This window comes from Lentzea aerocolonigenes (assembly GCF_000974445.1).
Lineage (GTDB): Bacteria > Actinomycetota > Actinomycetes > Mycobacteriales > Pseudonocardiaceae > Lentzea > Lentzea aerocolonigenes.
This window is the reverse complement of the sequence record NZ_BBOJ01000024.1, coordinates 129,431-155,312: the sequence shown is the minus strand read 5'-3', so window position 1 is coordinate 155,312 and position 25,882 is coordinate 129,431. Positions and strand designations below refer to the sequence as shown.

Annotated in this window: 19 protein-coding genes and 1 rRNA gene; 8 read left to right on the top strand and 12 right to left on the bottom strand. The window is 68.4% G+C overall.

Annotation, left to right across the window (positions count from 1 at the left end):
- From AOM45_RS39370 to glnA, 3 genes are all read right to left on the bottom strand, one after another.
- Positions 1-816 (bottom strand): 16S ribosomal RNA (locus AOM45_RS39370); the annotation flags it as partial.
- Positions 817-1,290: 474 nt separating this feature from the next.
- On the bottom strand, positions 1,291-4,818 hold the full coding sequence (locus AOM45_RS39365; RefSeq protein ID WP_051784573.1) for an FkbM family methyltransferase: 3,528 nt from the start codon (positions 4,816-4,818) through the stop codon (positions 1,291-1,293).
- A gap of 19 nt (positions 4,819-4,837) precedes the next feature.
- A complete protein-coding gene (glnA, locus tag AOM45_RS39360) occupies positions 4,838-6,181 on the bottom strand; it encodes a type I glutamate--ammonia ligase (RefSeq protein WP_030472617.1) in 1,344 nt (447 codons plus the stop codon).
- Between the two features lie 41 nt (positions 6,182-6,222).
- Here glnA and AOM45_RS39355 point away from each other — a divergent pair, with 41 nt between their 5' ends.
- Together AOM45_RS39355 and AOM45_RS39350 are read left to right on the top strand one after the other, a co-directional pair.
- A complete protein-coding gene (locus AOM45_RS39355) occupies positions 6,223-6,858 on the top strand; it encodes an LppX_LprAFG lipoprotein (protein WP_030472618.1) in 636 nt (211 codons plus the stop codon).
- The gene (locus AOM45_RS39350; RefSeq protein ID WP_030472619.1) at positions 6,858-8,372 is read left to right on the top strand and encodes an MFS transporter; all 1,515 of its coding nucleotides are present in this window, start codon (positions 6,858-6,860) and stop codon (positions 8,370-8,372) included. The genes AOM45_RS39355 and AOM45_RS39350 overlap by 1 nt, the downstream gene beginning before the upstream one ends.
- Here AOM45_RS39350 and AOM45_RS39345 read toward each other — a convergent pair.
- Positions 8,327-9,799, bottom strand: coding sequence for an alpha/beta fold hydrolase (locus AOM45_RS39345; protein ID WP_236703997.1), 1,473 nt, complete (start codon positions 9,797-9,799; stop codon positions 8,327-8,329). The two genes, AOM45_RS39350 and AOM45_RS39345, sit on opposite strands and share 46 nt — an antisense overlap.
- 50 nt (positions 9,800-9,849) lie before the next feature.
- Positions 9,850-11,412: an alpha/beta hydrolase gene (locus AOM45_RS39340; protein ID WP_030472621.1), complete on the bottom strand. Its 1,563-nt coding sequence runs from the start codon at positions 11,410-11,412 to the stop codon at positions 9,850-9,852.
- Between the two features lie 29 nt (positions 11,413-11,441).
- Between AOM45_RS39340 and AOM45_RS39335 the strand changes: the two genes are divergently transcribed.
- The 3 genes from AOM45_RS39335 to AOM45_RS39325 are packed head-to-tail and all read left to right on the top strand — an operon-like array spanning position 11,442 to position 15,048.
- Complete coding sequence (locus tag AOM45_RS39335; RefSeq protein ID WP_030472622.1) at positions 11,442-13,154, top strand: NAD+ synthase; 1,713 nt, start codon at positions 11,442-11,444, stop codon at positions 13,152-13,154.
- A gap of 53 nt (positions 13,155-13,207) precedes the next feature.
- Entirely contained in the window at positions 13,208-14,398 is a 1,191-nt protein-coding gene (locus tag AOM45_RS39330; RefSeq protein ID WP_030472623.1) for a sensor histidine kinase, read from the top strand.
- 2 nt (positions 14,399-14,400) lie between these two features.
- Positions 14,401-15,048: a response regulator gene (locus AOM45_RS39325; RefSeq protein ID WP_030472624.1), complete on the top strand. Its 648-nt coding sequence runs from the start codon at positions 14,401-14,403 to the stop codon at positions 15,046-15,048.
- On the opposite strand, the gene lysX is transcribed toward AOM45_RS39325, so the two are convergent.
- Positions 15,042-18,284 (bottom strand): bifunctional lysylphosphatidylglycerol synthetase/lysine--tRNA ligase LysX, encoded by a 3,243-nt coding sequence (gene lysX / locus AOM45_RS39320; RefSeq protein WP_236703993.1) that lies wholly within the window; start codon positions 18,282-18,284, stop codon positions 15,042-15,044. The two genes, AOM45_RS39325 and lysX, sit on opposite strands and share 7 nt — an antisense overlap.
- Before the next feature lie 21 nt (positions 18,285-18,305).
- Between lysX and AOM45_RS39315 the strand changes: the two genes are divergently transcribed.
- Complete coding sequence (locus tag AOM45_RS39315; RefSeq protein ID WP_030472626.1) at positions 18,306-19,145, top strand: alpha/beta fold hydrolase; 840 nt, start codon at positions 18,306-18,308, stop codon at positions 19,143-19,145.
- Here the strand turns inward: AOM45_RS39315 and AOM45_RS39310 are convergent.
- On the bottom strand, positions 19,123-19,485 hold the full coding sequence (locus AOM45_RS39310) for a VOC family protein (protein WP_030472627.1): 363 nt from the start codon (positions 19,483-19,485) through the stop codon (positions 19,123-19,125). The two genes, AOM45_RS39315 and AOM45_RS39310, sit on opposite strands and share 23 nt — an antisense overlap.
- A 124-nt stretch (positions 19,486-19,609) precedes the next feature.
- On the opposite strand from AOM45_RS39310, the gene panB reads away from it, so the two are divergent.
- Positions 19,610-20,464, top strand: coding sequence for a 3-methyl-2-oxobutanoate hydroxymethyltransferase (gene panB, locus AOM45_RS39305; RefSeq protein ID WP_030472628.1), 855 nt, complete (start codon positions 19,610-19,612; stop codon positions 20,462-20,464).
- 70 nt (positions 20,465-20,534) lie between these two features.
- On the opposite strand, the gene AOM45_RS39300 is transcribed toward panB, so the two are convergent.
- Positions 20,535-21,392 carry a glutathione S-transferase family protein gene (locus tag AOM45_RS39300; protein WP_030472629.1) on the bottom strand — a complete coding sequence of 286 codons (858 nt, stop codon included), beginning with the start codon at positions 21,390-21,392 and terminating at the stop codon, positions 20,535-20,537.
- An 18-nt stretch (positions 21,393-21,410) separates the two neighbouring features.
- On the opposite strand from AOM45_RS39300, the gene pip reads away from it, so the two are divergent.
- Positions 21,411-22,352, top strand: coding sequence for a prolyl aminopeptidase (gene pip / locus AOM45_RS39295; RefSeq protein ID WP_030472630.1), 942 nt, complete (start codon positions 21,411-21,413; stop codon positions 22,350-22,352).
- Here the strand turns inward: pip and AOM45_RS39290 are convergent.
- The 4 genes from AOM45_RS39290 to AOM45_RS39275 form a co-directional block, all read right to left on the bottom strand.
- Positions 22,349-22,774: an RICIN domain-containing protein gene (locus tag AOM45_RS39290; RefSeq protein ID WP_030472631.1), complete on the bottom strand. Its 426-nt coding sequence runs from the start codon at positions 22,772-22,774 to the stop codon at positions 22,349-22,351. The two genes, pip and AOM45_RS39290, sit on opposite strands and share 4 nt — an antisense overlap.
- Before the next feature lie 50 nt (positions 22,775-22,824).
- Entirely contained in the window at positions 22,825-23,586 is a 762-nt protein-coding gene (locus tag AOM45_RS39285; RefSeq protein ID WP_030472632.1) for a helical backbone metal receptor, read from the bottom strand.
- Positions 23,586-24,251 (bottom strand): NADPH-dependent F420 reductase, encoded by a 666-nt coding sequence (gene npdG, locus AOM45_RS39280; protein ID WP_030472633.1) that lies wholly within the window; start codon positions 24,249-24,251, stop codon positions 23,586-23,588. The genes AOM45_RS39285 and npdG overlap by 1 nt, the downstream gene beginning before the upstream one ends.
- A 185-nt stretch (positions 24,252-24,436) precedes the next feature.
- A complete protein-coding gene (locus AOM45_RS39275) occupies positions 24,437-25,843 on the bottom strand; it encodes an RNB domain-containing ribonuclease (protein WP_156094339.1) in 1,407 nt (468 codons plus the stop codon).
- Between the last annotated feature and the right edge of the window lie 39 nt (positions 25,844-25,882).

Sequence of the window (25,882 nt, the reverse complement as noted above, 5' to 3'; positions counted from 1 at the left end):
GGAAGTCCCCCACACCTAGCACCCACCGTTTACGGCGTGGACTACCAGGGTATCTAATCCTGTTCGCTCCCCACGCTTTCGCTCCTCAGCGTCAGTATCGGCCCAGAGACCCGCCTTCGCCACCGGTGTTCCTCCTGATATCTGCGCATTTCACCGCTACACCAGGAATTCCAGTCTCCCCTGCCGAACTCAAGTCTGCCCGTATCGACCGCAGGCTCGGGGTTAAGCCCCAAGTTTTCACGGCCGACGCGACAAACCGCCTACGAGCTCTTTACGCCCAATAATTCCGGACAACGCTCGCACCCTACGTATTACCGCGGCTGCTGGCACGTAGTTAGCCGGTGCTTCTTCTGCAGGTACCGTCACTTGCGCTTCGTCCCTGCTGAAAGAGGTTTACAACCCGAAGGCCGTCATCCCTCACGCGGCGTCGCTGCATCAGGCTTTCGCCCATTGTGCAATATTCCCCACTGCTGCCTCCCGTAGGAGTCTGGGCCGTGTCTCAGTCCCAGTGTGGCCGGTCACCCTCTCAGGCCGGCTACCCGTCGTCGCCTTGGTAGGCCATTACCCCACCAACAAGCTGATAGGCCGCGGGTCCATCCCATACCGCCGGAACTTTCCACCCTCAAAGATGCCTTCAAGGGTCGTATCCGGTATTAGACCTCGTTTCCAAGGCTTATCCCAGAGTACAGGGCAGGTTACCCACGTGTTACTCACCCGTTCGCCGCTCGTGTACCCCGAAGGGCCTTACCGCTCGACTTGCATGTGTTAAGCACGCCGCCAGCGTTCGTCCTGAGCCAGGATCAAACTCTCCAATAAGGATCGTTGTGATCGCTCCAGACGGAATATGTCTGGCAATCTGGTCTATCTACTCAAAGGAATACTCCTGACGAGGAGTATTCATATTACTGGCTGTGTTTCGGCACGCTGTTGAGTTCTCAAAGAACACGCGCTCACCGGTTCCATTCTCCGTTTCCGGAGAGTTTCTCTCGGGGCTTGTGTTTGAAGCTTAGCTCGTTCGTTTTCGCTCTGTCAAATCGGCGTTTCCGGCGATTCAGGCTCGGCGCAAACTCGCTTCGCATTCAGTTTTAGCTTGGTTCAGAAGTTATCTGAGTGGCTTTTCCGGTGTCAAATCGGGGTCGTTTTCCGATCCCGGACAGCACGGTAGGCCGTTCATTCACTTCTGGGGGTTTGACGCCGCGATACTTTACCCGGCCCGATCCGCGGTGTCAACCGCTCGTTCCGGGGTCTCGCTTGCGACTTGGAGAAAGTTACTCACGGGGAGGATCAAAGTCAAATCGCCTGGTCAGCGGGCTGCTTGATCGGCACGGACGGCGTCGGAGCAGCCGGCTTGGCGCCGACCGGACGCGGCCGGAGCCACAGGGTGATGGAACGAAGACCCTCCATCGCCTTGACGATCTGGTCCGGCGAGGCCGCCTGACGGGTGGCCACCGGCACCAGGTCGTAGCCCCAGACGCCGAACTCCTTCAGCACCGTCACCGGATCGTCACCGAACTCCGCGGTCGAGGTCGCGGAGAACTCCAGGAACACGTGCGGCCGGTCGCGACGCAACAGCCGGACGAGACCCGCGAGAGCGCGATGGCCACGTCCAGGCGTGTCGACCCGCACGACCGAAAGCTTCATGCCCTGCACCAGAGCGATCTCTTCGAGCTCCTTGTCCAGGCGCACCGACCGCACCCGAGCAACGTCCTCACCGGCGTCCGCGGCCAGCGGCGACACCGACACACCACCGGTCAACGTCGGGGAGACGGCCAGTTCGCCCGCGCTCTCCCACGCCGCACCCTCGATCACGGTCAGACGGCCGGCCACAGCAGCAGGCAGGTTCGCCGAGACGTTGTGCCTCAACAACGCCGCAGCCGACGCATCGGGCTCAACGGCGACAACCGCGCCCATCAGCCCGAGCCGCGACAACACCCTGATGGAGTGGTATCCGACGTACGCGCCGACATCGAGGAAGATCCCGTCCGGCTCGACCAGCGAGTCGAGCAGCTCCGCGAGATCCGGCTCCCACACGCCGTTGGACGACAACAGCGGAAGCATGAACGCGTCGTCGGAGGGCAACCGCATCATGCCCGCGTCGCACAACACCAACGACGAACGCACGTCGGGCGCGTCGTCGGAGACCTCGTGCTGACGGACCACCACGCGCCGAAGAGCGTCCGCGGTCTGTTGTGCGTGGGTAGCCGCACGGATGGCGGCGTCCAACCGGGAGTCGCGCTCGCGGAACACCTCGACGACCTTGGACTCCAGGGTGTCGATCCGGTCGAGCGTCCGGTCCAGCGCCACGGTGAGCTTGTCGATCCGCTCCGCCAGCACGTCGGTCGACTTCGCGCGCTTGGCGGCCTCGGCGACTACAGCGTCCTCGATGTCCCGCAGCCGTCGGCCCTGACCGGCCATGTCCGCGCGCACGCGGACGACCCCGTCGTCGACACCGATCAGCTGGTCGCCGAAGTGCGACTGCCGTTCCGCGACCTGCTCGACCTCGGCGCGCAGCAGTTCCAGTTCGCCCGCGCCGACGCCGGCCCTCAGCGCGTCCTGCCGGTTGACCAGCTCGGACACCGTGCGCTCGACCCCGTCGATCAGGGTGTGCAGCACCTGGCGCATGTGGTTGTCGTAGTGGTCCAACGCGCGCAAGACGACCTTGCGCAGCGCAGGTGCCATCGGCGTCCGATGAGGTCCGTCGACGTTGGGCTGGCGCAGTAACGCGTGCTTCGCCGACTGCAGCGCGAGCATCGGGTCGACCTCGGGCTTCGGCTTCGGCCGGCGCGCCCGCCATCCTCGGTACGCGTGCTCGACGCGTTCGCGAAGAACTTCGGCCACGCGTGGGACTGCCCGCACCGACAGCACGTGCTCTCGTGCGGCGGCACCCAGCGCAACGGCCGTGGGCAGGTCATCGGCCAATGAACGCAGCAACTGCGCCGCCGCCTGCACATCGGGCTCGACGCCCTGACACGGCACGAGAACCGCCGTCTTGCCGAAGAGCTCCGCAACGGCACCATGGCCGGACGCGAGGACGGGGACTCCGCGGACGGCCAGCTCGGCCAGACGCAACGCGATCCGGTCGTCCGCCCCACCGCGGTGCAGCGACACCACGACATCGGCGGTCAGGCAGACGTCGTCGTCCTCGACGAGCGAGATCCGCTGGTCGGAGGCCGTGGCCAGACGCAACCGCTCGGCGGCCTCCGGGTGCTCGAACGCACCGGACACCGCGATCCGCAGCTCGACGTCCGCACGATCGGGGAACGCGCTCAGGAACGCCGACACCGCGCCCAGCACGTTGCCGGGACGGTCGAGAGAGTGGTCCGCGATCGCCGCGAACACCACCACTTCGCCTGACTCGTGCTCACGGACACCAACGTCGTGCACCGGCACGGGCACCACACGCACGATGGGCCCGCCGATGCGTTCAGCGGCAGCGCGCGAGACTTCGGACGACAGCCAAAGCTCGTTCACATCCGTGCGGTCGTCCGCAGCCGTGGCGTCCAGCGCGACCTCAACGATGAAACGGCCAGAAGGCACCTCATCCGCAGAAGAAGCGCGCACAACAACGGGATAGCTGGCGGACGTCGACACCGGAAGGCCGGACGCGCGCGCTGCGGCGAGCATCAGCTCCGACAGTGGCCCAGACCCGACGACGGACACACCGAGCTGGTCGAGCAGCGCGGGTCCTTCGCCCCGAGGCTGCGGCACGGCGGGAACCGGCAAACGTCCGGACGCCACACCAACGCCGGCACACCACTCGCGCCAGGCGTCGGCGTCCGCACCGAACGGCGCGGGGAACTGCTGCTGCAGCGACGCATCGGCACGCCACACCGCGTCAGCCCAACGCGTGCCACCGTGCTCGGTGGGCTCGCACGCCCAGATGAGGAACCCACCACCACCGTCTTCACCGAAGGCCGGAGGAGGCGTCAGTTCCGAAGCCCGGTAGTCGGCGCGCAGCTCGGACGGGATCAGCGTGCCGTCGACCAGGGAGTCGAACCGGTACGGCACCGGCGCGACGGTCCAGCCGGATCGCACCAGCTCAGCGCGGTACGCGGTGCAGAGCTCCGCGACCTCAGGGTGTTCGGACAGCAGCACGCGGGGGCGTTCCGCGAAGTCGGCGGACAGCAGCCACGGCCGTCGCGGGTCGAAGCCGCGGAAGTGCACGGTCAGCAGGTCCTGGCCGACGACGGCCAGCGCCCCCGACTCGGTCCGGTGCAACGGTCGGTCCGACACGTTCCACACCGACAACCCGACGCGTGCGTCACGCACGACGTGATGCGGCACGATCGCCGGCATGTCCAGCGACCCGAGATAAGGCTCGGCGCCTTCACCGACCGCGATGAAACCGGGGTCGAACGCGCCCAGCTCGTGCAGTTCGGCGGGACCGGGCTGCAGGCCGTCGGACGGCAACGGGCGCAACGTGCGCGGCAGCAGCACGACGGGCGCGTTGCGCAACGCCTCCAGCACGAGCTTCGTGAGCGACCCGAACACCTGGACCCACGGGTCGAGGTAGAGCACGGGCATGCCCTGCGACAGCAGCGCCTCCAGCAGCCGCGGCACCATCGCGGCCTTCAGCCCGGCGGCGTCCAGCGACGTCGCGAGCACGTGCAGCTCGATCTCGGCGACACCGATGTCGAGAGGCGTGATCAGCCCTGGTCCCGTGTGCTCCGGCTGCGCATCGACGATCAGCGCGACGAACCGGCCCTCGGGGTGTTCCGCGAGGAACGAGCTGGACAGGACCTTGACCGCGGGCAGTTCCGCCGCCGTGGCGACCGTGCACGCGCAGATCGTCGGCTGGAACTCGGGTACCTCTGTCACGGAGAGCAACGTATCGGCCTCACAGCACGGGAAGAAGAGTGCGCAACTCGTACGGGGTGACGCTGCGACGGTACGCGTCCCACTCCGTCCTCTTGTTGCGCAGGAAGAAGTCGTAGACGTGTTCGCCGAGCGCTTCGGGGAGCAGCTCCGAGTTCTCCATCTCGGTGAGCGCCTCACCGAGGTTCTGGGGCAGGTTCGCGTAGCCCGCCGCGCGCCTCTCCCGGTCCGTCAACGACCACACGTCGTCCTCGGCGGGTGGCGGCAGCTCGTAGCCCTTCTCGATGCCCTTGAGCCCGGCGGCCAGGATCACCGAGTAGGCGAGGTACGGGTTGCACGCGGAGTCCAGCGACCGGATCTCGACGCGGCGCGACGACGCCTTGCCGGGCGAGTACATCGGCACACGGACCAATGCCGAGCGGTTCGCGTGACCCCAGCACACGGCCGTGGGGGCCTCACCGCCGACGATCAGCCTCTTGTAGGAGTTGACCCATTGGTTCGTGACTCCGGAGATCTCGCGTGCGTGCTTCAGCACACCCGCGACGAACATCTTGCCGATGTCGCTGAGCTGGTACGGGTCTTCCTCGTCGTGGAACGCGTTGCGGTCGCCCTCGAACAACGAGAAGTGCGTGTGCATGCCCGAGCCCGGCTGGTCCGAGAACGGCTTCGGCATGAACGAGGCGCGCACGCCCTGCGTGATCGCGACCTCCTTCACGACGTAGCGGAACGTCATGACGTTGTCCGCCATCGTGAGCGCGTCGGCGTAGCGCAGGTCGATCTCCTGCTGGCCGGGCGCGCCTTCGTGGTGGCTGAACTCGACGGAGATGCCCATCGCCTCCAGCGCCTCGATGGCGTGGCGGCGGAAGTGCGTGGCGGTCTCGTGCGAGGTCTGGTCGAAGAACCCGCCGTTGTCCGCGGGCTCGGGCTCGCTCCCGTCGCCGGGCAGGCCTTTGAGCAGGAAGAACTCGATCTCGGGATGGACGTAGCAGGTGAAGCCGGCCTCGCTGGCCTTCGACAGCGTCCTGCGCAGGACGTGGCGCGGGTCGGCCCACGACGGGGAGCCGTCCGGCATGGTGATGTCGCAGTACATGCGCGCGGAGTAGTTGCTGCCCTCGGGCGTCTGCCAGGGCAGCACCTGGAACGTCGAGGGGTCCGGCTTCGCGACCATGTCCGACTCGTAGACACGGGCGAAGCCCTCGATCGCGGAGCCGTCGAACCCGATGCCCTCGCTGAAGGCGCCCTCGAGCTCGGCGGGTGCGACCGCCACGGACTTCAAGAAGCCCAGGACGTCCGTGAACCAGAGCCGGACGAACCGGATGTCGCGTTCCTCGAGCGTGCGGAGCACGAACTCCTGCTGGCGGTCCATAGGGCGCAGCTTAAGGGCTCGGGACTCTCTACGATCAACGCATGTCCGCCCGTTGGTTGTTGGTTTGCGCACTCGCCCTGCTCACGAGCTGCACGTCCGGTGGAGATCTCCCCGATGGTGCGACGTTGCTCTCGAAGTCGGCCGAGCAGATGCGCTCGGTCAAGACCGTCCACTTCACCATCAAGGTGGACGGCGAGCTCCCGGACGTCCCGGTGAAGGAGGCGGACGGCGATCTCACCTCCGCGGGTGACTCGAAGGGGACCGCGAAGGTCACGTTCGCCGGGCAGCTGCTGTCCATCGAGTACGTGCTGACCGGCGGAAACCTGCACTTCAAGGGCCCGACCGGCGGGTTCACGAAGCTGCCGGCGGCGTTCGCGGGGCAGGTCTACGACCCGTCCGCGATCCTGAACCCGGACAAGGGCGCGGCGAAGGTGCTCGCGTCGGCGAAGGACGCCAAGACCAAGTCGTCCGGTGACGTGTCGGTGGTCGAGGCGACGGTGCCGAAGGACGTGGCGGCCGGGCTGGTGCCGGGCATCTCCGCGGACGTGAAGTCGACGTTCTCGCTCGGCAGCGACAACAAGCTGAAGAGCGCGTTGTTCGAGCTGCCCGGTGGTCAGAAGATCGACATCGGACTGACCGACTTCGACAAGCCCGTCACCGTCACGGCACCTGCGTAATGCGCAAAGTCGCTCTCGCCGCGTCCGGCGCGGCCGTGCTGCTCGGGGCGCTCGACGCCTACGTCGTCGTCGGTGTGCTCACCGACATGGTGCGTGATCTCGGCATCGCGGTGAACGAGCTCGAGCAGGCCACGCCGATCGTCACCGGGTACCTGCTCGGGTACGTGGCCGGCATGCCGTTGCTCGGGCAGCTGTCGGACCGGCTGGGGCGGCGGTTCGTGCTGCAGGTGTCGCTGCTCGGGTTCCTCGTGGGCTCGATGATCACGGCGGTGGCCGGCGACGTCCCGTTGCTGGTCACCGGCCGGGTGGTGCAGGGACTCGCTGGTGGTGCGCTGCTGCCGGTGACGATGGCGCTGGTCGCAGACCTGTGGGAGGAGCACCGGCGGTCGACTGCCCTCGGGGCGGTGGGCGCGGCTCAAGAGTTGGGGTCTGTCCTCGGCACGTTGTACGGCATCGGCGTTGCGTCGCTCTTCAACGCGTTGCCGTTGTTCGAGGCGTGGGAGCCGCAGAGCTGGCGGTGGGTGTTCTGGGTGAACGTGCCGTTGGCGGTCATCGCGATGGTGATCGTGCAACGGACCGTGCCGAACACACGGCGCGAGGTCCGCATCGACGTCGTCGGCGGGGTGTTGCTCGCTCTCGCGTTGTCGCTGCTGGTGGTGGCGCTCTACAACCCGAAGCCCGCCGAGTCGGTGCTGCCGTCGTGGGGCTGGCCCGTGCTCGCGGCGGCCATCGTCGTGTTGGGCGCCTTCTTCTTGTGGGAACGCCGTGCTGCTGTACGGCTCATCGATCCCGAAGGCGTGCAGTGGCGGCCGTTCTGGGCGGTGCTCGGGGTGTCGCTCGCGGCCGGTGCGGCGTTGCTGGTGACGCTGGTCGACGTGGAGTTGTTCGCGCAGACCGTGTTGCGCAAGGACTCCGCGGCGGCGGCGACGCTGCTCACGCGGTTCCTGGTCGCGTTGCCGATCGGCGCCGTCCTCGGCGGGTTCCTCGCTTCACGCCTGGGCGACCGCTGGGTGTCCTTCGGCGGGCTCGCGATCGCTTCGGTGGCGTACGTGTTCATCGCGCAGTGGCCCGCGGACGTGTCCGGGTTCGCTTTGACGCGTGACCTCGCCATCGCCGGTTTCGGCCTCGGTCTGGTCATCGCGCCGTTGTCCGGTGCTGTGCTGCGTGTCGTGCCGTCGGTGCGACACGGCGTGGCGTCGGCGTTCGTCGTCGTCGCGCGCATGACGGGCATGCTCGTCGGTGTGGCGGCGTTGTCCGCGTGGGGACTTCACCGGTTCCGCGAGCTCACGGCAGGCCTGAACACCCCGCTGCCGTTCGGGGTCGAGAAAGCCGAGTTCGAGCGGCAGATGGCCGAGTACCAGCGCGGGCTCACCGAAGCGCTGCTCACCGAGTACCACGAGATCTTCCTGATCACGGCGGTGATCTGCGCTGTAGGCGCGCTGGGATCGGTCCTCCTCCCCTCGAAGCGTCAGCAGACCGAGTCTGTTTCGGGCAGTCTCAAGTCCACCAGGTAGTTCGTGCCCACGCCGTCCACGCAGCCGATGCCCGCGAGGAACGCCGTGTGCTGGTTTCCGTTGTACGTCAGCAAACGCGCGCCCAGTGCGGCCGCGAGGTCCACACCGGACTGGTAGGGCGTCGCCGGGTCGCCGGTCGTCGAGACGACCAGCACCTGCGGCAGCCCGTTCACGTTCGGCGGATGCGGTTCCGACGTGTGCGGGGCCGGCCAGAACGCGCACGGCCCGAGCGCGGTCTCGTCGGTGGGGATCGTGTCGTTGCCCAGGAGTTCCAACAGCCTCCGACGGTTGGACTCCAGGGTGGCGCGGTCCTTGATCGGTGGTTCGTCGACGCAGCGGATGGCCACGAACGCGTCCTGGATGCGGCTGTAGGTGCCGTCCTGGGCGCGGCCGAGGTACTGGTCCGCGAGCTGCAGCAGGGTGTTGCCCTTGTTCTGCTTCAGCTCCTGCAGGCCCTTCAGCGCGGTCTCCCACAGCCGGTCCGAGTACATCGCCTGGATGATGGCGGTGTTCGCGTCCGAGTGGGACAGCTTGCGGTCGCCGACCTGCATCGGCGTCTTCTTCAACGGATCGATCATCTGCCGGAACTTGGACTCGGCGGTGCTCGTGTCCTTCCCGATCGGACAGTCGCGCTGAGCGCACCAGCCCGCGAACCGCTGGAACGCCTCCTCGAAGCCCTGTGCCTGACGCGCCGACGCCGCCACCTTGTCGCCGTTGACCTCCACCGCGCCGTCGAGCACCATCGCGCGCACGTTGCGCGGGTACATCTCGGCGTACAACGTGCCGATGCGCGTGCCGTAGGAGTAGCCGAGGTAGCTCAGCTTCTGCTCCCTCAACGCCCCGCGCAGCACGTCCATGTCACGGACCACGTCCCGTGTGCCGACGTTGCGCAGCAGGTCGATGCCGCTGCGTTCGGTGCACTTGTCGACGAAGTACCTGTTCTCGGTCTCCACGGCGTTCGCGGTCTCGCCCTTGGGACGAAGCCGTTGCGCGTCGCGTTCGGCGTCGGTCAGGCACTGCACGCGGGGCTGGCTCGCCCCGACGCCGCGCGGGTCGAAGCCCACCACGTCGAACCGCTTGCTGACCGGGTTGTTCGGCTGCATGTTCGCGACGTGCGCCATGCCCGAACCACCGGGACCGCCGGGGTTCACCACCAGGGAACCGACTCGCCGCCCCTGTTCGGAGGCAGTCCGGCGCAGCAGTGCGACGGTGATCGTGCCCGCGTCCGGCTTCTCGTAGTCGAGCGGAACCTGCAGGCGCGCGCACTGGATGCCCTCGCGCTCGAACAGGCTCTTGCTCTTCGTGTCGGTCGCATAGGGCTGACACGCGCCCCACGACAACACCTGCTCGTAGAAGCGCGATAAGCCCTTGCGCGCGGCGATCGGTGAACCGTCTATGCGCGCGTAGGACGTGGACGTGCTGAGCACAACGATCAAGGCGAACAAGGCCGCAATGACTCGGGATCGCCTCTTCGTCATTAGGCGCACCGGGTTCCGTCGGCGGGCAAGGTCTGGTCGATCAGGTACTTCACGCCGGCGTCGTCCACGCACTTCTGGCCCTGCAGGAAGACCGTGTGCTGGACGCCCTCGAACGTGAGCAGCCGCGAGTTGAGCGCTTTGGCCAGGTTCACGCCGGACTCGTAGGGCGTGGCGGGGTCACCGGTCGTGGAGATGACCAGCAGCGGCGGGATGCCGTCGGCCTTGGGCGGTTCGGTGCGGCCGGACACCGGGGCCGGCCAGAACGCGCACGAGTCGAGCGCCGCACCCGGCGGGTTGCCGTCGTCGAGGAACGGCGCCGCCTCCTTGTACTTCTTCGCGGTCTCCAACAGCGCGTTCTTGTCCGTCAGCCGTGGGTCGTCCACGCAGTGCACGGCGCTGAACGCGTCCGTGATGGTGGAGTAGTTGCCCTGGTCGTCACGGTCGAAGTACGCGTCGGCCAGCGTCATCAGCACACGGCCCTTGCCGTTCTTCAGCTCGTTGAGGCCGTTCAGCAGCAACGGCCACAGCTGCTCCGAGTACAACGCCTGGATCGTGGCGGTGATCGCGTCGTTGTAGGAGAGCTTGCGGTCGCCGACGTTGACCGGCTTCTGGATCAACGGTGTCGTGAGCTGCCGGAAGGTCGCGTTGGCGTCGTCGCCGAGAGGGCAGTCGCCCTTGTCCCGGCACCACTTCACGAACTCGTTGAACGCCTTCTGGAAGCCGGCTGCCTGCCCGACCAGCGACGCGAGCTGGTCCTGGGTCGGGTCGACGGCTCCGTCGAGGACGAGTGCACGCACGTTCTGGGGGAAGGTCTCGGCGTACTCGGTGCCTATGCGCGTGCCGTACGAGTAGCCGACGTAGCTCAGCTTCGCGTCGCCGAGCGCAGAGCGGAGGACATCCATGTCCTTAACTACGTCCCGCGTGCCCAAGTTGGCGAGCATTGCCGCCCCGAATTTTGTCCCGGAGGCACACTTCTCGGCATACGCCTTGTTCTCTTGCTCCGTTTGGGCGATTCCCTGCGCGCTCGTATCAACGTCGAGGTCCAAACGCTCGGCATCGCGCTCCGGTCCGGTGAGGCACTTGACCGCCGGATCGCTCGCGCCGATGCCCCGCGGGTCGAACCCGATCAGGTCGAAGCGTTTCCCGAGCTCGGTCTTGCGGTAGTCCGACACCATGCCCGCCGCCGCCGCCATGCCGGACGCGCCGGGACCACCGGGATTGATCAGCAGCGACCCGATCTTCTGCCCGGTCGCCCGGTACCTGAGCACGCCGATGGTGATCGTGTCGCCGTCCGGCTTGGAGTAGTCGAGCGGGACCTCGAGGCGGGTGCAGTCGACGTCCTTCTTGCTCCCGTACGCCTGCCGGCTGGACCCGGTGGTGACGAACGACGAGCACTCCTGCCAGGCGAGCTGCTGGCCGTAGTACTTCTCCAGCCCGGCGGGGACAGTCCCCGCAGGACCGGGTTTCTCGAAGGAGACGCCTGGCTTGGCCGCCCCTTCGATGATCGACGTGCAGGACGCGAGCAGCGGAATGACGAGCAACACGCTCAAGAGACGGACCACAGCCCGATGGTATGGGAGATGATGAGGGCATGCCGCAGCTTCGGATCGCGCTCGCCCAGGTCAACGCCACTGTGGGCGACCTGGACGGCAACGCGTCGTTGGTCGTGGAGTGGACGCGCAAGGCTCGCGAGGGAGGCGCCCACCTGGTCGTGTTCCCCGAGATGGTGCTGACCGGCTACCCGGTCGAGGACCTGGCGATCCGCACGTCCTTCGCCCGCGCCTCCGCCGAAGCACTCGACACCCTGGCGAGCACTTTGGACTCCGCCGGCCTGGGCGAGGTGGCAGCGGTCGTCGGCTACCTGGAACACGACTCGGCAGGCCCGCGCAACGCCGCCGCCGTCCTGCACGGCGGGCGTGTCGTGGCGCGGCAGAGCAAGCACCACCTCCCGAACTACGGCGTGTTCGACGAGCGGCGTTACTTCAAGCCGGGCTCCTCTCTGGACATCGTGCGGATCAACGGCGTCGAGGTCGGCATGGTGATCTGCGAGGACCTCTGGCAGGACGGCGGCCCGATCACCGCCCTGGGCGACGCGGGCGTGGACCTGGTCGTCTCCCCGAACGCCTCCCCGTACGAACGCAACAAGGACGACCTCCGCCTCCCCCTGGTGGTCCGCCGGGCGGCGGAGGCAGGCGCCCCGCTCGCCTACTGCAACCTCATCGGCGGCCAGGACGAGCTGGTCTTCGACGGCGACTCGATCGTCGTGGCGGCCGACGGCCAGCTGATCGGCCGCGCTCCGCAGTTCGTGGAGCACCTCATGCTCGTCGACTTCGACCTTCCCGGCGGCGGCGAGTACGAACAGGGCCAGATCGGCGACTTCTACGTGCGCCGAGTCTTCGTGTCGGACGCGATCGCTCCTTACGAGCCACTCCCCGCACCGCGAGTGTTCGAGCCGCTGTCCGACGAGGCAGAGGTCTGGCACGCACTGGTCACCGGCCTACGCGACTACGTGCACAAGAACGGCTTCCGGTCCGTTGTGCTCGGTCTGTCCGGCGGCATCGACTCGGCCGTAGTAGCAGCACTGGCCGTAGACGCTCTTGGCGCCGACTCCGTGTACTGCGTCTCAATGCCGTCGTCGTACTCCTCGGAACACTCCAAGTCGGACGCCTCCGACATGGCCACCCGCACCGGCTTGCACTTCACCACCGAGCCGATCGGCGACATGGTCTCCGTCTACGTGGACCAGCTCAAGCTGACGGGCTTGGCCGAGGAGAACATCCAGGCCCGTTGCCGCGGCATGCTCCTGATGGCCCTGTCCAACCAGAACGGCCACCTGGTCCTCGCGACCGGCAACAAGTCCGAGCTGGCAGTCGGCTACTCGACCATCTACGGCGACGCGGTGGGCGGCTTCGCCCCGATCAAGGACGTCTTCAAGACCCTGGTCTGGTCCCTGGCCCGCTGGCGCAACGACGAGGCGGAGAAGCGCGGCGAGGTCCCGCCGATCCCGGAGAACTCGATCACCAAGCCCCCGTCGGCCGAGCTGCGTCCTGGCCAGGTGGACACCGACTCACTGCCGGACTACGAGCTGCTGGACGCCCTGCTGACCCAGTACGTGGACGGCGACCGCGGGTACGACGATCTCCTGGCAGCGGGTTTCGCGCCGGAGTTGGTGGATCGCGTCCTGCGGATGGTCGACAAGGCCGAGTACAAGCGCCGCCAGTACCCGCCGGGCACGAAGATCTCGAACAAGGCGTTCGGACGGGACCGGCGGCTGCCGATCACGAACGGCTGGCGCGAGGGCTGAAGTAGAGCCTGCTCCACCGCGCCGTCCCAGGTCAGCCGGATACGTTTGCCCACATGAAACGGATCTGGGCGGCGGTGGTCTACCTGGCGACCGGCCTGCTGACGGCCATCGCCTCGTGGCTCGCCATAGGCGTACTGCTGCTGTCCGTGGTCGTCCTCCCGTTGCTGCCCGTCACCGCCCCGATCATCCGCCGGATCGTCGACTTCGACCGGCGGCGCATCGCCCGCTACACCCGCGCCGAGCTGCCGTCACCGCCGCCGCTCGACGGCCCGTGGCTGCACCGCGCCCAGGGCGTGCTGGCGGATCCTGGCAGCCGCAGAGAAGGGTTGTGGCTGATCAGCCACGCCGTGGTCGGAACGCTGTTCGGGGCGATCGCCGTCGGAGTTCCGGGGGCGCTGATCCAACAGCCGTTCGTCCCCCTGATCTGGTGGGCGATCCCCGGCGGGTTCGACAACTCGTTCGGCGTCCACATCGACTCCTGGCCGAAGGCGCTCCTGAGCATCCCCATCGGGATCGTGCTGGCTCTGATCCTCACCCAGCTCCCCAAGCTCGCGGACTTGGACGCCAGGTGGGCGAAAACGCTGCTGTCACCCCCGAGGGCCTCCCTGGAAAAGCGGCTGGCCGAGGTCGTCGCGACCCGTGCCGCCGCCCTCCAGGCCCACGGCGCCGAACTGAGGCGCATCGAACGCAACCTCCACGACGGCACCCAGAACAAGCTGGTGGGCGTGGTGATGATGCTCGGCATCGCCGAACGAACCCTGAAACAAAACCCGGACAACGCCCTGCAAGCACTCCTCCGAGCCCAAGACGCAGCAGGCGACGCGCTGGAAGAGTTGCGCAACGTCGTGCGGAGCATTCACCCGCCGGTGCTGGAGGACCTGGGCCTGGACGGGGCGGTCCAGGCGCTCGCGGCGCGATGTCCGGTGCCCTGCGTGCTGCAGGCCGACCACCTCGGCCGGCTCCCGGCCGCAGTGGAAGCCGCCGCCTACTTCGCCGTGGCCGAAGCACTGACGAACGTCGCCAAGCACAGCGGCGCCAACCACGCCTGGGTGAGCCTCAACATCGACAAAGAACAGCTGGTGGTCGTCGTCCACGACGACGGCAAGGGTGGCGCGGACGAGAAGCGGGGAACGGGTTTGGACGGCATCAGAGGCAGGGTCGCGGCGTTGGACGGCACCGCGGACGTGAGCAGTCCCGAGGGCGGGCCTACCGTGCTCACCGTTGTGCTACCGATGGGGAAGTGACCATGCGCATCGTGATCGCCGAAGACGACGCGTTGCTCCGCGAGGGGCTGACGTTGTTGTTGCGCAACGAAGGCATCGAAGTCGCCGCGGCGACCGACAATCCGGACGACTTCCTGGACGCCGTCGCCGAGCACCAACCCGACATCGCCGTGGTCGACGTGCGGATGCCGCCGACGTTCACCAACGAGGGCCTGAAAGCCGCGGTCGAAGCACGCCGGCGGCACCCGAAGCTCGCCGTGCTGGTGCTCAGTGCGTGGGTCGAGCAGAGCTACGCGCACGAACTGCTCGCCGGCACGAACGGGGGCGTCGGTTACCTGCTCAAGGAACGCGTCGGCAAGGTCGCGGACTTCCTCGACTCGCTGCACAGGGTCGCGAACGGCGGCACGGCGCTCGACCCCGAGGTCGTGTCGCAACTGCTCGTACGGCGCAAGGCCGACGACGCGCTGAGTGTGTTGTCTCCGCGCGAACGGGAAGTCCTCGGCCTGATGGCGGAAGGACTGTCGAACGCCGCCATCGGCGAACGGCTCGTCCTCAGTGCGGGAGCCGTGCACAAGCACATCGGCAACGTCTTCCTGAAGCTCGGCCTCAACAGCGAGGACGGCTCAGGAGACCGCAGGGTCCAAGCCGTCCTCGCGTACCTGGATCACTGAGGCCGGACGAACGGGAAGAGCACGGTCTGCCGGATCGACGTGCCGGTCAGCATCATCAGCAACCGGTCCACGCCCATCCCGAGCCCGCCCGTCGGGGGCATGCCGTGCTCCAGCGCCCGCAGGAAGTCCTCGTCCAGCTCCATCGCCTCGACGTCACCGGACGCGGCCTTCAACGACTGCGCCTCCAGCCGTCGCCGCTGCTCCAGCGGGTCGGTGAGCTCCGAGTACGCGGTGCCGATCTCCGCGCCGAACGCCACCAGGTCCCACCGCTCGGCCAGGCGCGGGTCGACGCGGTGCTGGCGGGTCAGCGGTGACACCGAGGTCGGGAAGTCGATGTAGAACGTCGGCCCGACGGTCGAGGCCTCGACGAACGAGTCGTACGCCTCCTGCACGAGCTGGCCGTGGTCCCAGTCCTCGTTGATCTCGACGCCCCGCGCTGCCAGCAGCGACCGCAGTTCCGAAACCGACGTCGAAGGTGTGATCACGGCGTCCAGCGCCGAGGAGACCGCCGTGTAGACCGGCACCACCGGCCACTCGCCCGACAGGTCGAACGTGCCGTCCGGGCGCTGCGCCACCTCCGCGCCGAACGCTTCGCGCGCCGCGTGCTGGATCAACGTGCGCACCAGGTCGAGCATGACGCGGTAGTCCGCGTAGGACTGGTAGGCCTCCAGCATCGTGAACTCGGGGTTGTGCGTGGCGTCCGCGCCCTCGTTGCGGAAGTTGCGGTTGAGCTCGAACACCCGGTCCACGCCCGCGACGCACAGCCGCTTCAGGTACAGCTCCGGCGCGATCCGCAGGTACATCCGCATGTCGTAGGCGTTGATGTGGGTCACGAACGGCCTGGCGTTCGCGCCGCCGTGCACCGCCTGCAGCATCGGCGTCTCGACTTCGAGGTACTCCCGCGAGTGCAGGAACTCGCGCACGCTGCGGATGACGTCGCTGCGCAGCTTCAGCAACGACGCCGAGTCCTGGTTCACCACCAGGTCGAGGTAGCGCTGGCGGACGCGCGCCTCCGGGTCGGTGAAGCCCTTCCGCTTGTCCGGCAACGGGTGCAGGCACTTCGCGGTCATCGTCCACTTCTCGACGAGCACGGAGATCTCGCCGTGGTCGGACTTGATCACCTGACCGGTCACGCCCACGTGGTCGCCCAGGTCCACATCGGACTTCCAGGACGCCAGCGCGTCGCCGAGCGAGTCGACGGTCAGCATCAGCTGGATCTCGCCGCTGAAGTCCCGCAGCCGCGCGAAGCACAGCTTGCCCATCTCCCGCAGCGCCACCACGCGTCCGGTGACCGAGACGTCCTCGCCGAAGCGTTCCCGCGCACCGGCGAGGAGATCCGAGCGGTCGAAGCCGACGGGGTACGGGTCGACGCCCGCGGCCACCAGCCGTTCGACCTTCGCGATCCGCACCCGGACCTGCTCCGGGCGCCTGACGGTCTTCGGTTCGATCTTGATCGCGTCGATCTCGGCGACCCGCGCGGCGAACTCGGCGCTCACGTCGGTCTTCTGCAGGGCTCGCCTGCGCAACGACCGCAGCGACGGCACGAACCCCTCCGCGATGCCCGCGGCGATGCTGACCTGGGGCAACGACCGGGAGCGCTGGTAGCAGAGAAACCTCGGCTCCCACTCCGGCAGGTACTTGGCGTTCGACCGGTACAGCGACTCCAGCTGGAAGAACCGCGACGCGAGCGACAGCACCCGCCGCCACGCCCGCAGCACCGGGCCGGCGCCGATCTTCTCGCCCTCCTCGAACACCGCGCGGAACATCGCGAAGTTCAGCGAGATCCGGTGCACGCCGAGGTGCCCGGCGGCGGCCGCGAGCTGGGCGACCATGTACTCGTTGAGGCCGTTCTCCGCCGCGCGGTCCCGTCGCATCAGGTCCAGCGACACGCCCCGGCGGCCCCACGGCACGAACGACAGCAGTCCGCGCAGAGCACCGGACGCGTCGTAGGCCTCGACCATCACGCACCGGCCGTCGCTCGGATCTCCCAGGCGTCCCAGGGCCATCGAGAACCCGCGCTCGGTCTCGGCCCCGCGCCACGCCTCCGCACGGTCCAAAATGGACGCCATCTCGTCCGGCGCGATCTCGCTGTGCCGGCGGACCCGCGTGGTGTACCCGGCGCGTTCGACGCGGGACACGGCCTGGCGCAGCCCGCGCCGTTCCGGACCGGCGAGGTTGAACTCGCGGACGTCCAGGATCGCCTCGTCACCGATCTCCAGCGCCTTCAGCCCGGCGTCGGAGTAGACCTGCGCACCGCGTTCGGACGCGCCGAGCACGCCCGCCGTCCAGCCGTAGGTGCGGGCCTCGGACAGCCACGCCAGCACGGCCTCCGGCCAGGCCTCCTCGTCACCGATCGGGTCCGCCGACGCCAGCGTGACGCCGCCGATCACCCGGTAGGTCAGCGCCGCACGGCCGGAAGCCGCGAACACGACGCTCTTGTCCCGGCGGGTCGCGAAGTAGCCCAGCGAGTCGGGCTCGCCGTCGGCCGCGAGCAGCCGGCGCAGGTCGAGCTCCTGGTCCGGCGTGATCATGTTCTGGGTGCGGACCCCGCGGAAGAACAGGTACATCGCGTGGATCGCGACGAGCGTGCCGCCCAGGCCCAGCACGATGCTCAGCCACTGCGGGCCCTCGGGGATGTCGAGGCGACCCAGCCGGACGACCTCACCCGTGGCCTGGTTCGCCGCCCACGCGAGCTTGTCGGTCTGCTCGACCAGCCTGCCTGGGAAGATCTCGGCGAGGCCCCAGCCGAGGAGCACGAGCGCGACCATGCCCAGCACGAACGACGCGAGCGCCCGCCGCCACGCACCGCGCGCGAGCCGGGCGGGGAACGCCTCCCTCACCACCCACAGCAGCGCCACGAACAGCACCGAGGTCGCGACCCCGACACCGAGGAACACCCAGTGCGGCTGTTCGCCCGGATCCAGGACTTCTTCAGGTGCGAGGGCCAGGATGACCATGGTGAAGCCGACCATCAGCAGGCCAGTGACCTGGAACAGCAGCAGCGCCCAGAACGCGGCTCGCTTGTGCCTGCGCAGGGCGGCGCCGAGCACGAAGAACACCAGGGCGATGAAGAGGTTGCCGTCGATCGGCAGGCCGAAGAAGTACCCGATGCCGTCCGCGACGTCGGTGAACCAGCTGTCCTCCGGCAGGATCAGTCTGAGCAGCGAGAGCACCCCGGCCAGCTGCACGATCGTCGCGATCGTGCCCGCGGTCTTCCACTTCCACGCCGGTGCCACATCCACTCCCGAGGTCTGCCGATGACCGCCATGATTCCTTCCTCGGCCGGACGGGTGCACGTCGCCTCCTCCGGGCGTGTCGGTCTCCCGGTCGTGGTGCTCAGCTCGGGTCTGGGCGGGGCCTGGTTCGACTGGGACCGCACGGTGCGGCTGCTGGAACCACACGCTCGGGTGATCGTGTTCGACCGGCCTGGCCTGGGGATGAGCGGTCCGGCGCGGCGCGGTCCGTCGCTGGCGCGCGAGGTGGCCGTGCTGGACGCGGTGATGCGCGGCATCCCGAAGGCGGTCCTGGTCGGGCACTCGATGGCGTCGATGCACGTCGAGGCCTACGCCCGGCTGCGCCCGCACCGCGTGAGCGGGGTCGTGCTGCTCGATCCGGACACGGAGACGCCGGGCGCGGGAGCCCCGTTCGACATGTCGGCGGTGATCGCGCAGGCCATGCGGGCGTTCGGCAGCCGGTGGCTCGGTGCGCGGCTCACGCGGCGGTTCGGGCACTCGTTCCGCAACCTGCTGACCGCGGCCTCGACGCTGGGCGTGACCGATCCGGCGCCCACGGACCTCGTCGAGATGGTCTACCGGCGGCCGGGCGTCGGCCGGGCCGTGGTGTGGGAGCTCGCGTCCTACCCCGGCCAGGTCGCGACGCTGGAACGCCTGCGCAAACGTCGTGAGCTGCCGAAAGTGCCGTGGCTCGTGCTCACCGCGGGACGCCGGGTGTGGCCGGAACACCGGTCGTTGGCCGCCCTCGTGCCGTGGGGGCGCAACGTACCGGTGCCCGGCAGTCGGCACATGATTCAGATGGACCGGCCGGACGCCGTGGTCATGGCCGTCCGGGAGGTGCTCAGGGGTCTGCCCGACCGCTGAGCAGGCAGAACTCGTTGCCCTCCGGGTCGTGGAGGGTGTACCAGCTCACGTCGTCGCCCTGCCCGACGTCGGCGTGCGTGGCGCCGAGCGCGAGAAGGCGTTCCAGCTCGTCCTTCTGCTCGCGGTCGGTGGCCCTCACGTCGATGTGGAGGCGGAGTTTCTGCAGCTTGCGGTCGGGGTTGCGGAGGAACAGCAACGTCGTGCGCTTGTCCGGCGGTCCGATCTCCACCGATTCCTCGTCGCGGTCGAGCACCTCGTAGCCCAGAACTTCTCCCCAGAAGGTGGCAAGACGTTCGGGATCGGTGCAGTCCAGTACCAGTTCAGTGATTCGTGCTGCCACGCGTGTGACGGTAACCGCATCTGCGTCCCGTTTCCGGCTGACGGTGTCACTCTGGTGTTCGGCAACCGTGCACCAAGCGCCCGGGGACCCACACCGTGGGCCTCGAGGAAAGGAACGGTCGACGATGACCACTGCCGAAGTTTCCGCGCCCTACGGCTCCGGAGCGGGCCAGAAGCCCCCGGCCAAGAGGGTTCGCGTTCACCACCTGCGTGAGATGAAGGAACGCGGCGAGCCGTGGCCCATGCTCACCTCCTACGACACGTTCACCGCCTCGATCTTCGACGAGGCCGGTATCCCCGTGCTGCTGGTCGGCGACTCCGCCTCGAACACCGTCTACGGCAACGACACCTCGCTGCCCGTCACGGTGGATGAGCTCGTGCCGCTCGTACGCGCGGTGACGCGTTCGGTCAAGCGCTCTCTCGTGGTCGCTGACCTGCCGTTCGGCTCCTACCAGGTGTCGGTCGAGCAGGCCGTGGCGACCGCGGTGCGGTTCATGAAGGAAGGCCAGGCGCACGCGGTCAAGCTGGAGGGTGGCGCCTACTTCGCGCCGCACATCCGCGCGATCACGGCCGCGGGCATCCCGGTCATGGCGCACATCGGCTTCACCCCGCAGTCCGAACACCAGCTCGGCGGGTACCGCGTGCAGGGTCGTCACGAGAACCACGACACCGTGGTCCGGGACGCGCTGGCGGTGCAGGAGGCGGGCGCGTTCGCGGTCGTGCTGGAGATGGTGACCGCCGAGGTCGCGAAGCAGATCACGCACGACCTGGTCATCCCGACCGTCGGCATCGGCGCCGGCCCGGACACCGACGCCCAGGTGCTCGTGTGGCAGGACATGATGGGCCTCAACCGCGGCAAGGCACCTCGGTTCGTGAAGCGCTACGCCGACATCGGCAACATCATGCTGGGCGCGGCCGCCGAGTTCGCCAACGAGGTGCGCGGGCACCAGTTCCCCGGTCCCGAGCACACTTTCCACTAGGCGGAATGCACGCGGGGAGCTTTCGTTCACTCTGAGCGCACGAAAGGGCCCCGCGTGCGGCAAAGCTGGGTTAGCGGGTCCAGGCCTTCGGGTCTGGGCCCGCCGGCACGATGCCGGTCGGGTTGATCTGGTGGTGCGTCACGTAGTAGTGGCGCTTGATGTGGTCCCAGTCGACCGTGTCGCCGAAATTCCCGTAGAGGCGCTTCGCGTACGCCCACAGGTTCGGCATCTCCGTGAGCTTGTTCCGGTTGCACTTGAAGTGGCCGTGGTAGACCGCGTCGAACCGGACGAGCGTGGTCCAGAGCCTGATGTCGGCCTCGGTGAGCTGGCCGCCGACCAGGAACGTGTTCGTGCCCAGGTGCTCCTCGATGCGGTCGAGCTCGGCGAACAAGCTGGTGTACGCGTCCTCGTAAGCCTCTTGTGACGTGGCGAAACCGGCCTTGTAGACGCCGTTGTTGACGTTGTGGAAGATCGGCTCGATCCAGGCGTCGATCTCGTCGCGCAGGTGCTCCGGGTAGAGGGTGCTCTCCGGGCGCCACCGCAGGCTGAAGTCCAGGGTGATCTGCGGGTAGTCGTTCGTGACGACCTCGCCGGTGGTGGTGTCGACCAACGCCGGCACCGTGACGCGGCCGTCGTAGTGCGGATCGGCGTTCCGGTACGCCTCGCTGAGGAAGTCGATGCCCAGGACCGGATCGGTCCGGGGAAAACGCCAGCCGCGTTCGTCGCGGATCGGGTCGACGACCGCGAGCGAGATGTCGTCCTCGAGGTTCAGCAGCTCGCGGACGATGACCGCGCGGTGCGCCCAAGGACAGGCGAGGCTGACGACGAGCCGGTAGCGGCCGGGTTCGGGCTCCGGCCGCGCGGTGAAGCGGTTGGCCTGCCGGACGAACGCCCCGGTGGTCGACGTCTCCTTCGTGAACTGCGCCATGTGTTCGACGATAGGCCCATGTACCCGGAGATCGAGCCTCACGCGTCAGGCCACCTGGACACCGGCGACGGCAACCTCGTGTACTGGGAGGAGTGCGGAAACCCCGACGGCAAGCCGGTCGTCTTCCTGCACGGCGGTCCCGGCGGCGGCTGCTCGCCGTCGCACCGCCGCCTGTTCGACCCGTCCGCCTACCGGATCGTCCTCTTCGACCAACGCGGCTGCGGCCGATCGCTGCCGCACGCGTCCGCCTCGGGTGACCTGTCGCTGAACACGACGTGGCACCTCGTCGCCGACATGGAGCTGTTGCGGGAGTCGCTCGGCATCTCGCGCTGGCAGGTGTTCGGCGGGTCGTGGGGCTCGACGCTGGCACTGGCGTACGCCGAGAAGCACGTGGATCGCGTCTCCGAACTGGTGCTGCGCGGGATCTTCACGCTGCGTTCGTCCGAAGTGGACTGGTACTACCGCGGCGGGGCGGCGAACCTCTTCCCAGACCTGTGGGAGAAGTTCACGGCGCCGATCGCCGGTCTCGACGGCGACCCCGTCGAGCTGTACGCGAAGCTGCTCGCTTCACCGGATCCGGAAGTGCACGGACCGGCGGCGGTCGCGTGGAGCACGTGGGAGGGCGCGACGGTGACGCTGCTGCCGCGGCCGGAGCTGGTGGCGGAGTTCGCCGAACCTTCGTACGCGCTGGCGTTCGCGCGGATCGAGAACCACTACTTCGTGAACAACGGGTGGTTCGAGGAGGGGCAGCTGATCCGGGACGCCGTGCGGTTGAAGGACAGCCCGGGCGTGATCGTGCAGGGGCGGTACGACGTCGCGACGCCCGCGGTGTCGGCGTGGGACCTGCACAAGGCGTGGCCCGGTTCGGAACTGGTGCTGGTGCCGGATGCCGGGCACGCCTACGACGAGCCCGGCATCCTCGCCGCACTGCTTGAAGCGACGGATCGGTTCCGCGACTAACGGAGGCGGTTCCACTTCGCCGTCGTGGTGGTGCAGGCCGCGGTGGTGACCTGTGCGGTCAGGCACTTGCTGGTGGTGACGTGGCGGAACTGGAAGTTCCTGTCGGTGACCGGGGTGCGGCGCCAGCGCTGGGAGGCGCCGGTGCCGCAGACCTGGGTCAGCACGTCGCCCGCGGGCGTGGCGGCCAGGCACTTGCGGGTGGCCACGTTGTGCGACACGTCGTCGGCACTGACCGGGACGATCCACTGCTGGTTGGTGGCGCTTTCGTTGCAGGTCGTCAGAACGACGTTGCTGCCGGTGTCGGCGAGGCAGCGGTTGGTGCCCGCGAGCTGGTAGACGACCAGCGGTTCGGCCTGGGCCGGGATGGCGGTGAGCGCGGTTGCGGCGGCGGCGGTCGCGATGATGACGGCTAGTTTCCCCATGGGCGTGGATCTTGGCAGCGCTCAACGCCTCGCGAATCCACCTGTGGTTGTCAACCCTGGGTGTAGTCCAGAGCGCGTCCGAGGCTTTCCCGCGCCTCCACCAAGGACGGGCCGTACCAGGTCAGGTGTCTGCCGTTGACCAGCACGTACGGCAGTCCCGGGAAGCTCTCCGGGCCGTCGGAGTGGGTGAACTCGTACGGCTCGTCGGGCAGGATCACCAGGTCCGGCCGCCGGTCGTTGAGCTCCTGCAACGACGGGCGCGGGTAGCGCTCCTCGTGGGAGCCGTAGACGTTCTCGATTCCCAGGCGCCGCAACACATCGGTGGCGAAGGTGTCCCTGCCGACGACCACCCACGGGCGGCGCCACACCGGGACCACCGCGGTCAGGCGGACCGGTGCTGCCGAGCGCCACAGGTCCTCGGCGCGCACCAGCCAGTCCGGTTCGAGGTCCCACGCCGTGCCGAAGAGGCGCCGCAACGACTTCAGCGCCATCGGGACGGTGGCGGGCGCCTCGGTCACCCAGACCTGGATCCCGTTGGCGCGCAACCGGTCCACGTCCTCGGCGCGGTTCTCCTCGGAGTTCGCGATCACGAGATCCGGGTTGAGAGACAGGACCTTGTCGACGTCCGGGTACTTCGAGCCACCGATCCGCGGAACGTCCAAAGAGGACGGGTGCGTGCAGAAGTCGGTGGCTCCGGCCAGCGACGAGGGAACGCTGACCGCGACGGCCTCGGTGATGGACGGCACCAGGCTGACCACGCGGTGCGGCTGGTCGAGCGCGACCGGCTCACCGAGGTCGTCGACGGGCAGCATCAGACTCCCGTGATCTTCAGGCCGGCGTGGGTCTTGTAGCGGCGGTTGACCGCGATGAGGTTCGCGGTGAACGCCTCGACCTGGTGGGCGTTGCGCAGCCGGCCGCCGTAGACGCCGCGGAAGCCGGGGACCAGCTCGGCCAGTTCGCGGACGGTGTCGGTGGCCTCGCGGTCGTCGCCCAGCACGAGGACGTCCATGTCCACTTCGGACACCGACAGGTCGGCGAGCAGCACGGCGGACACGTGGTGGAACGCGGCGGTGACGCGCGACTCCGGCAGCAGCAGCTCGGCCTGCTGGGCGGCGCTGCCCTCGGTCACCGGCAGCGCGAACGGGCCCTGCTTGTCGAAGCCGAGCGGGTTCACGCAGTCGATGACGATCTTCCCGGCGAGCTGGTCGCGCAACGACGCCAGCAGGTCGCCGTGACCGTCCCACGGAACGGCGACCAGCACGATGTCGGAGTCGGCCGCGCAGTCGGTGTTGTCCGCACCTCGCACGTCGCCGCCGGCGACGTCGACGATCTCCTTGGCCGCCAGCTCCGCCCGCTCGGCGCTGCGGGAGCCGATGATCACCTTGAGGCCCGCCTTGGCCCAGCGGATGGCGAGGCCCTTGCCCTGGGCTCCGGTGCCGCCCAGGACGCCGACGGTGAGGTCACGAATCTCTGTCACCCGTGCATCTTCACACGGCTCGGCAGACGCGGGCGGCCCAACGTGACCTTGCGCTCGCTCTCAGCTTTTCCGCATCCCGAAAGTTACGCGGGGCTCCCGCGTAACCTTGGACGGTACGCGGGGCCCCCGCGTGCGCCAGGAGAGTACGAAAGCTCCCCGCGTACTCTCAGAGGAGCGCTCGAAGCTCAGCTCGCCGTGAACCGTACGCGCCGCTCAGCGGGGTCGGCCTCGTCCAGCCGGACGCGAATGCGCTCACCTTCCGGCAGCCGCCTGCCCGCGCACTTGGCGAGCACCGGCGGGTCGGAGACGAAGACCTCGGCCTCCTGGTCCCCCGACCGCAGCACCACGGCGTCGAACTCGTGCCCGACGCGTCCGGCCAGCACCCACGCCTCGACCTGGTCCAGCGAGGCCCGCTCGACCTTCGAGGCGAGCGAGTCCGACGCGCCCATCAGCGACGGCAGCTGCGGCAACGCCTCGGCCAGCCAGGACGGCAGCTCCTCCCCTGCTGTGACGGCGAGGCACACCTCGGTGGCGAACCGGTCCACGAGGCGCCGCAGCGGTGCGGTCACGTGTGTGTACGGCGCGGCCACGCCCGCATGCGTCACGACTTCAGGAACCTCGCCGTTGAACGCCGAGTAGCCCGCGCCGCGCAACAGCCGTGTGGCGTCGGTGAACAGCGCCAGCGCTTCCGGCTGGGTGGCGTCCAACCCGGCCAGGAACGCGCCCGGCGACACGTCCGCGGGCCACGGCACCCGCAACGCCGCGGCGGACTTGCGCAGTGCCTTGACGGCCTCGGCGTCCGGGTCGGGCAGCGTGCGGAGGATGCCGACCTCGGCCTCGAGCATGATCGACGCCGCCGCCATCCCGGTCATCAGCGAGATCTCGGCGTTCCACGCGTCCACCTCCGCCCGCGGCCGGGTGACGAGCTTCCAGCCCTCGCCGTCCGGCTCGACCTCCTGCTCCGGCAGCTGGAGCTCGATCGCCCCGCGCTCACGGGCGAGCTCGCGCCGCAACGGCCCGAACTCCGCCAGGGCGGCGACGGACGGGTGCGGGTTGCCCGCGTCGAACGACTCCTGCACCGACGCGTAGTCGAACTGGGCCCTCGACCGGACCAGCGCCCGCCGCACCTCGACCGAAACAGGCTCTCCGTCAGCCGAGCATGTGAACGTCCACAGCACCGCAGGACGCGTCACGCCCGGCAAGAGAGAGGCAGCGCCCTCGGACAGCACGGTCGGATGCAGCGGCACGTTGCCGTCGGGCAGGTAGATGGTCTGTCCGCGTTCACGGACCTCGGAGTCCAGCGCGCCATCGGGCGTCACGAACAGGCCGAGATCGGCGATCGCGTAGTGCACGACGAAACCGGAAGCGGTCCTCTCCAGGCAGAGCGCCTGGTCCAGATCTTTGGCTCCCGGCGGGTCGATCGTCACCAGCGGGATCGAGGTGAGGTCCGGGCGGTCGCCGACGGGACGGGAGACCGCCGCTTCGGCCTCTGCCAGGACTTCGGACGGAAACGACGAGGGCAGGTCGAACTCGGTGCGGATGCCGTCGAAGGACAGGTCGGCACGACCCGTGCGGATCACCAGTGAGGCCACCCACACAGACTAGGCGGGCGGACGGAGCGAGGCCCGGAG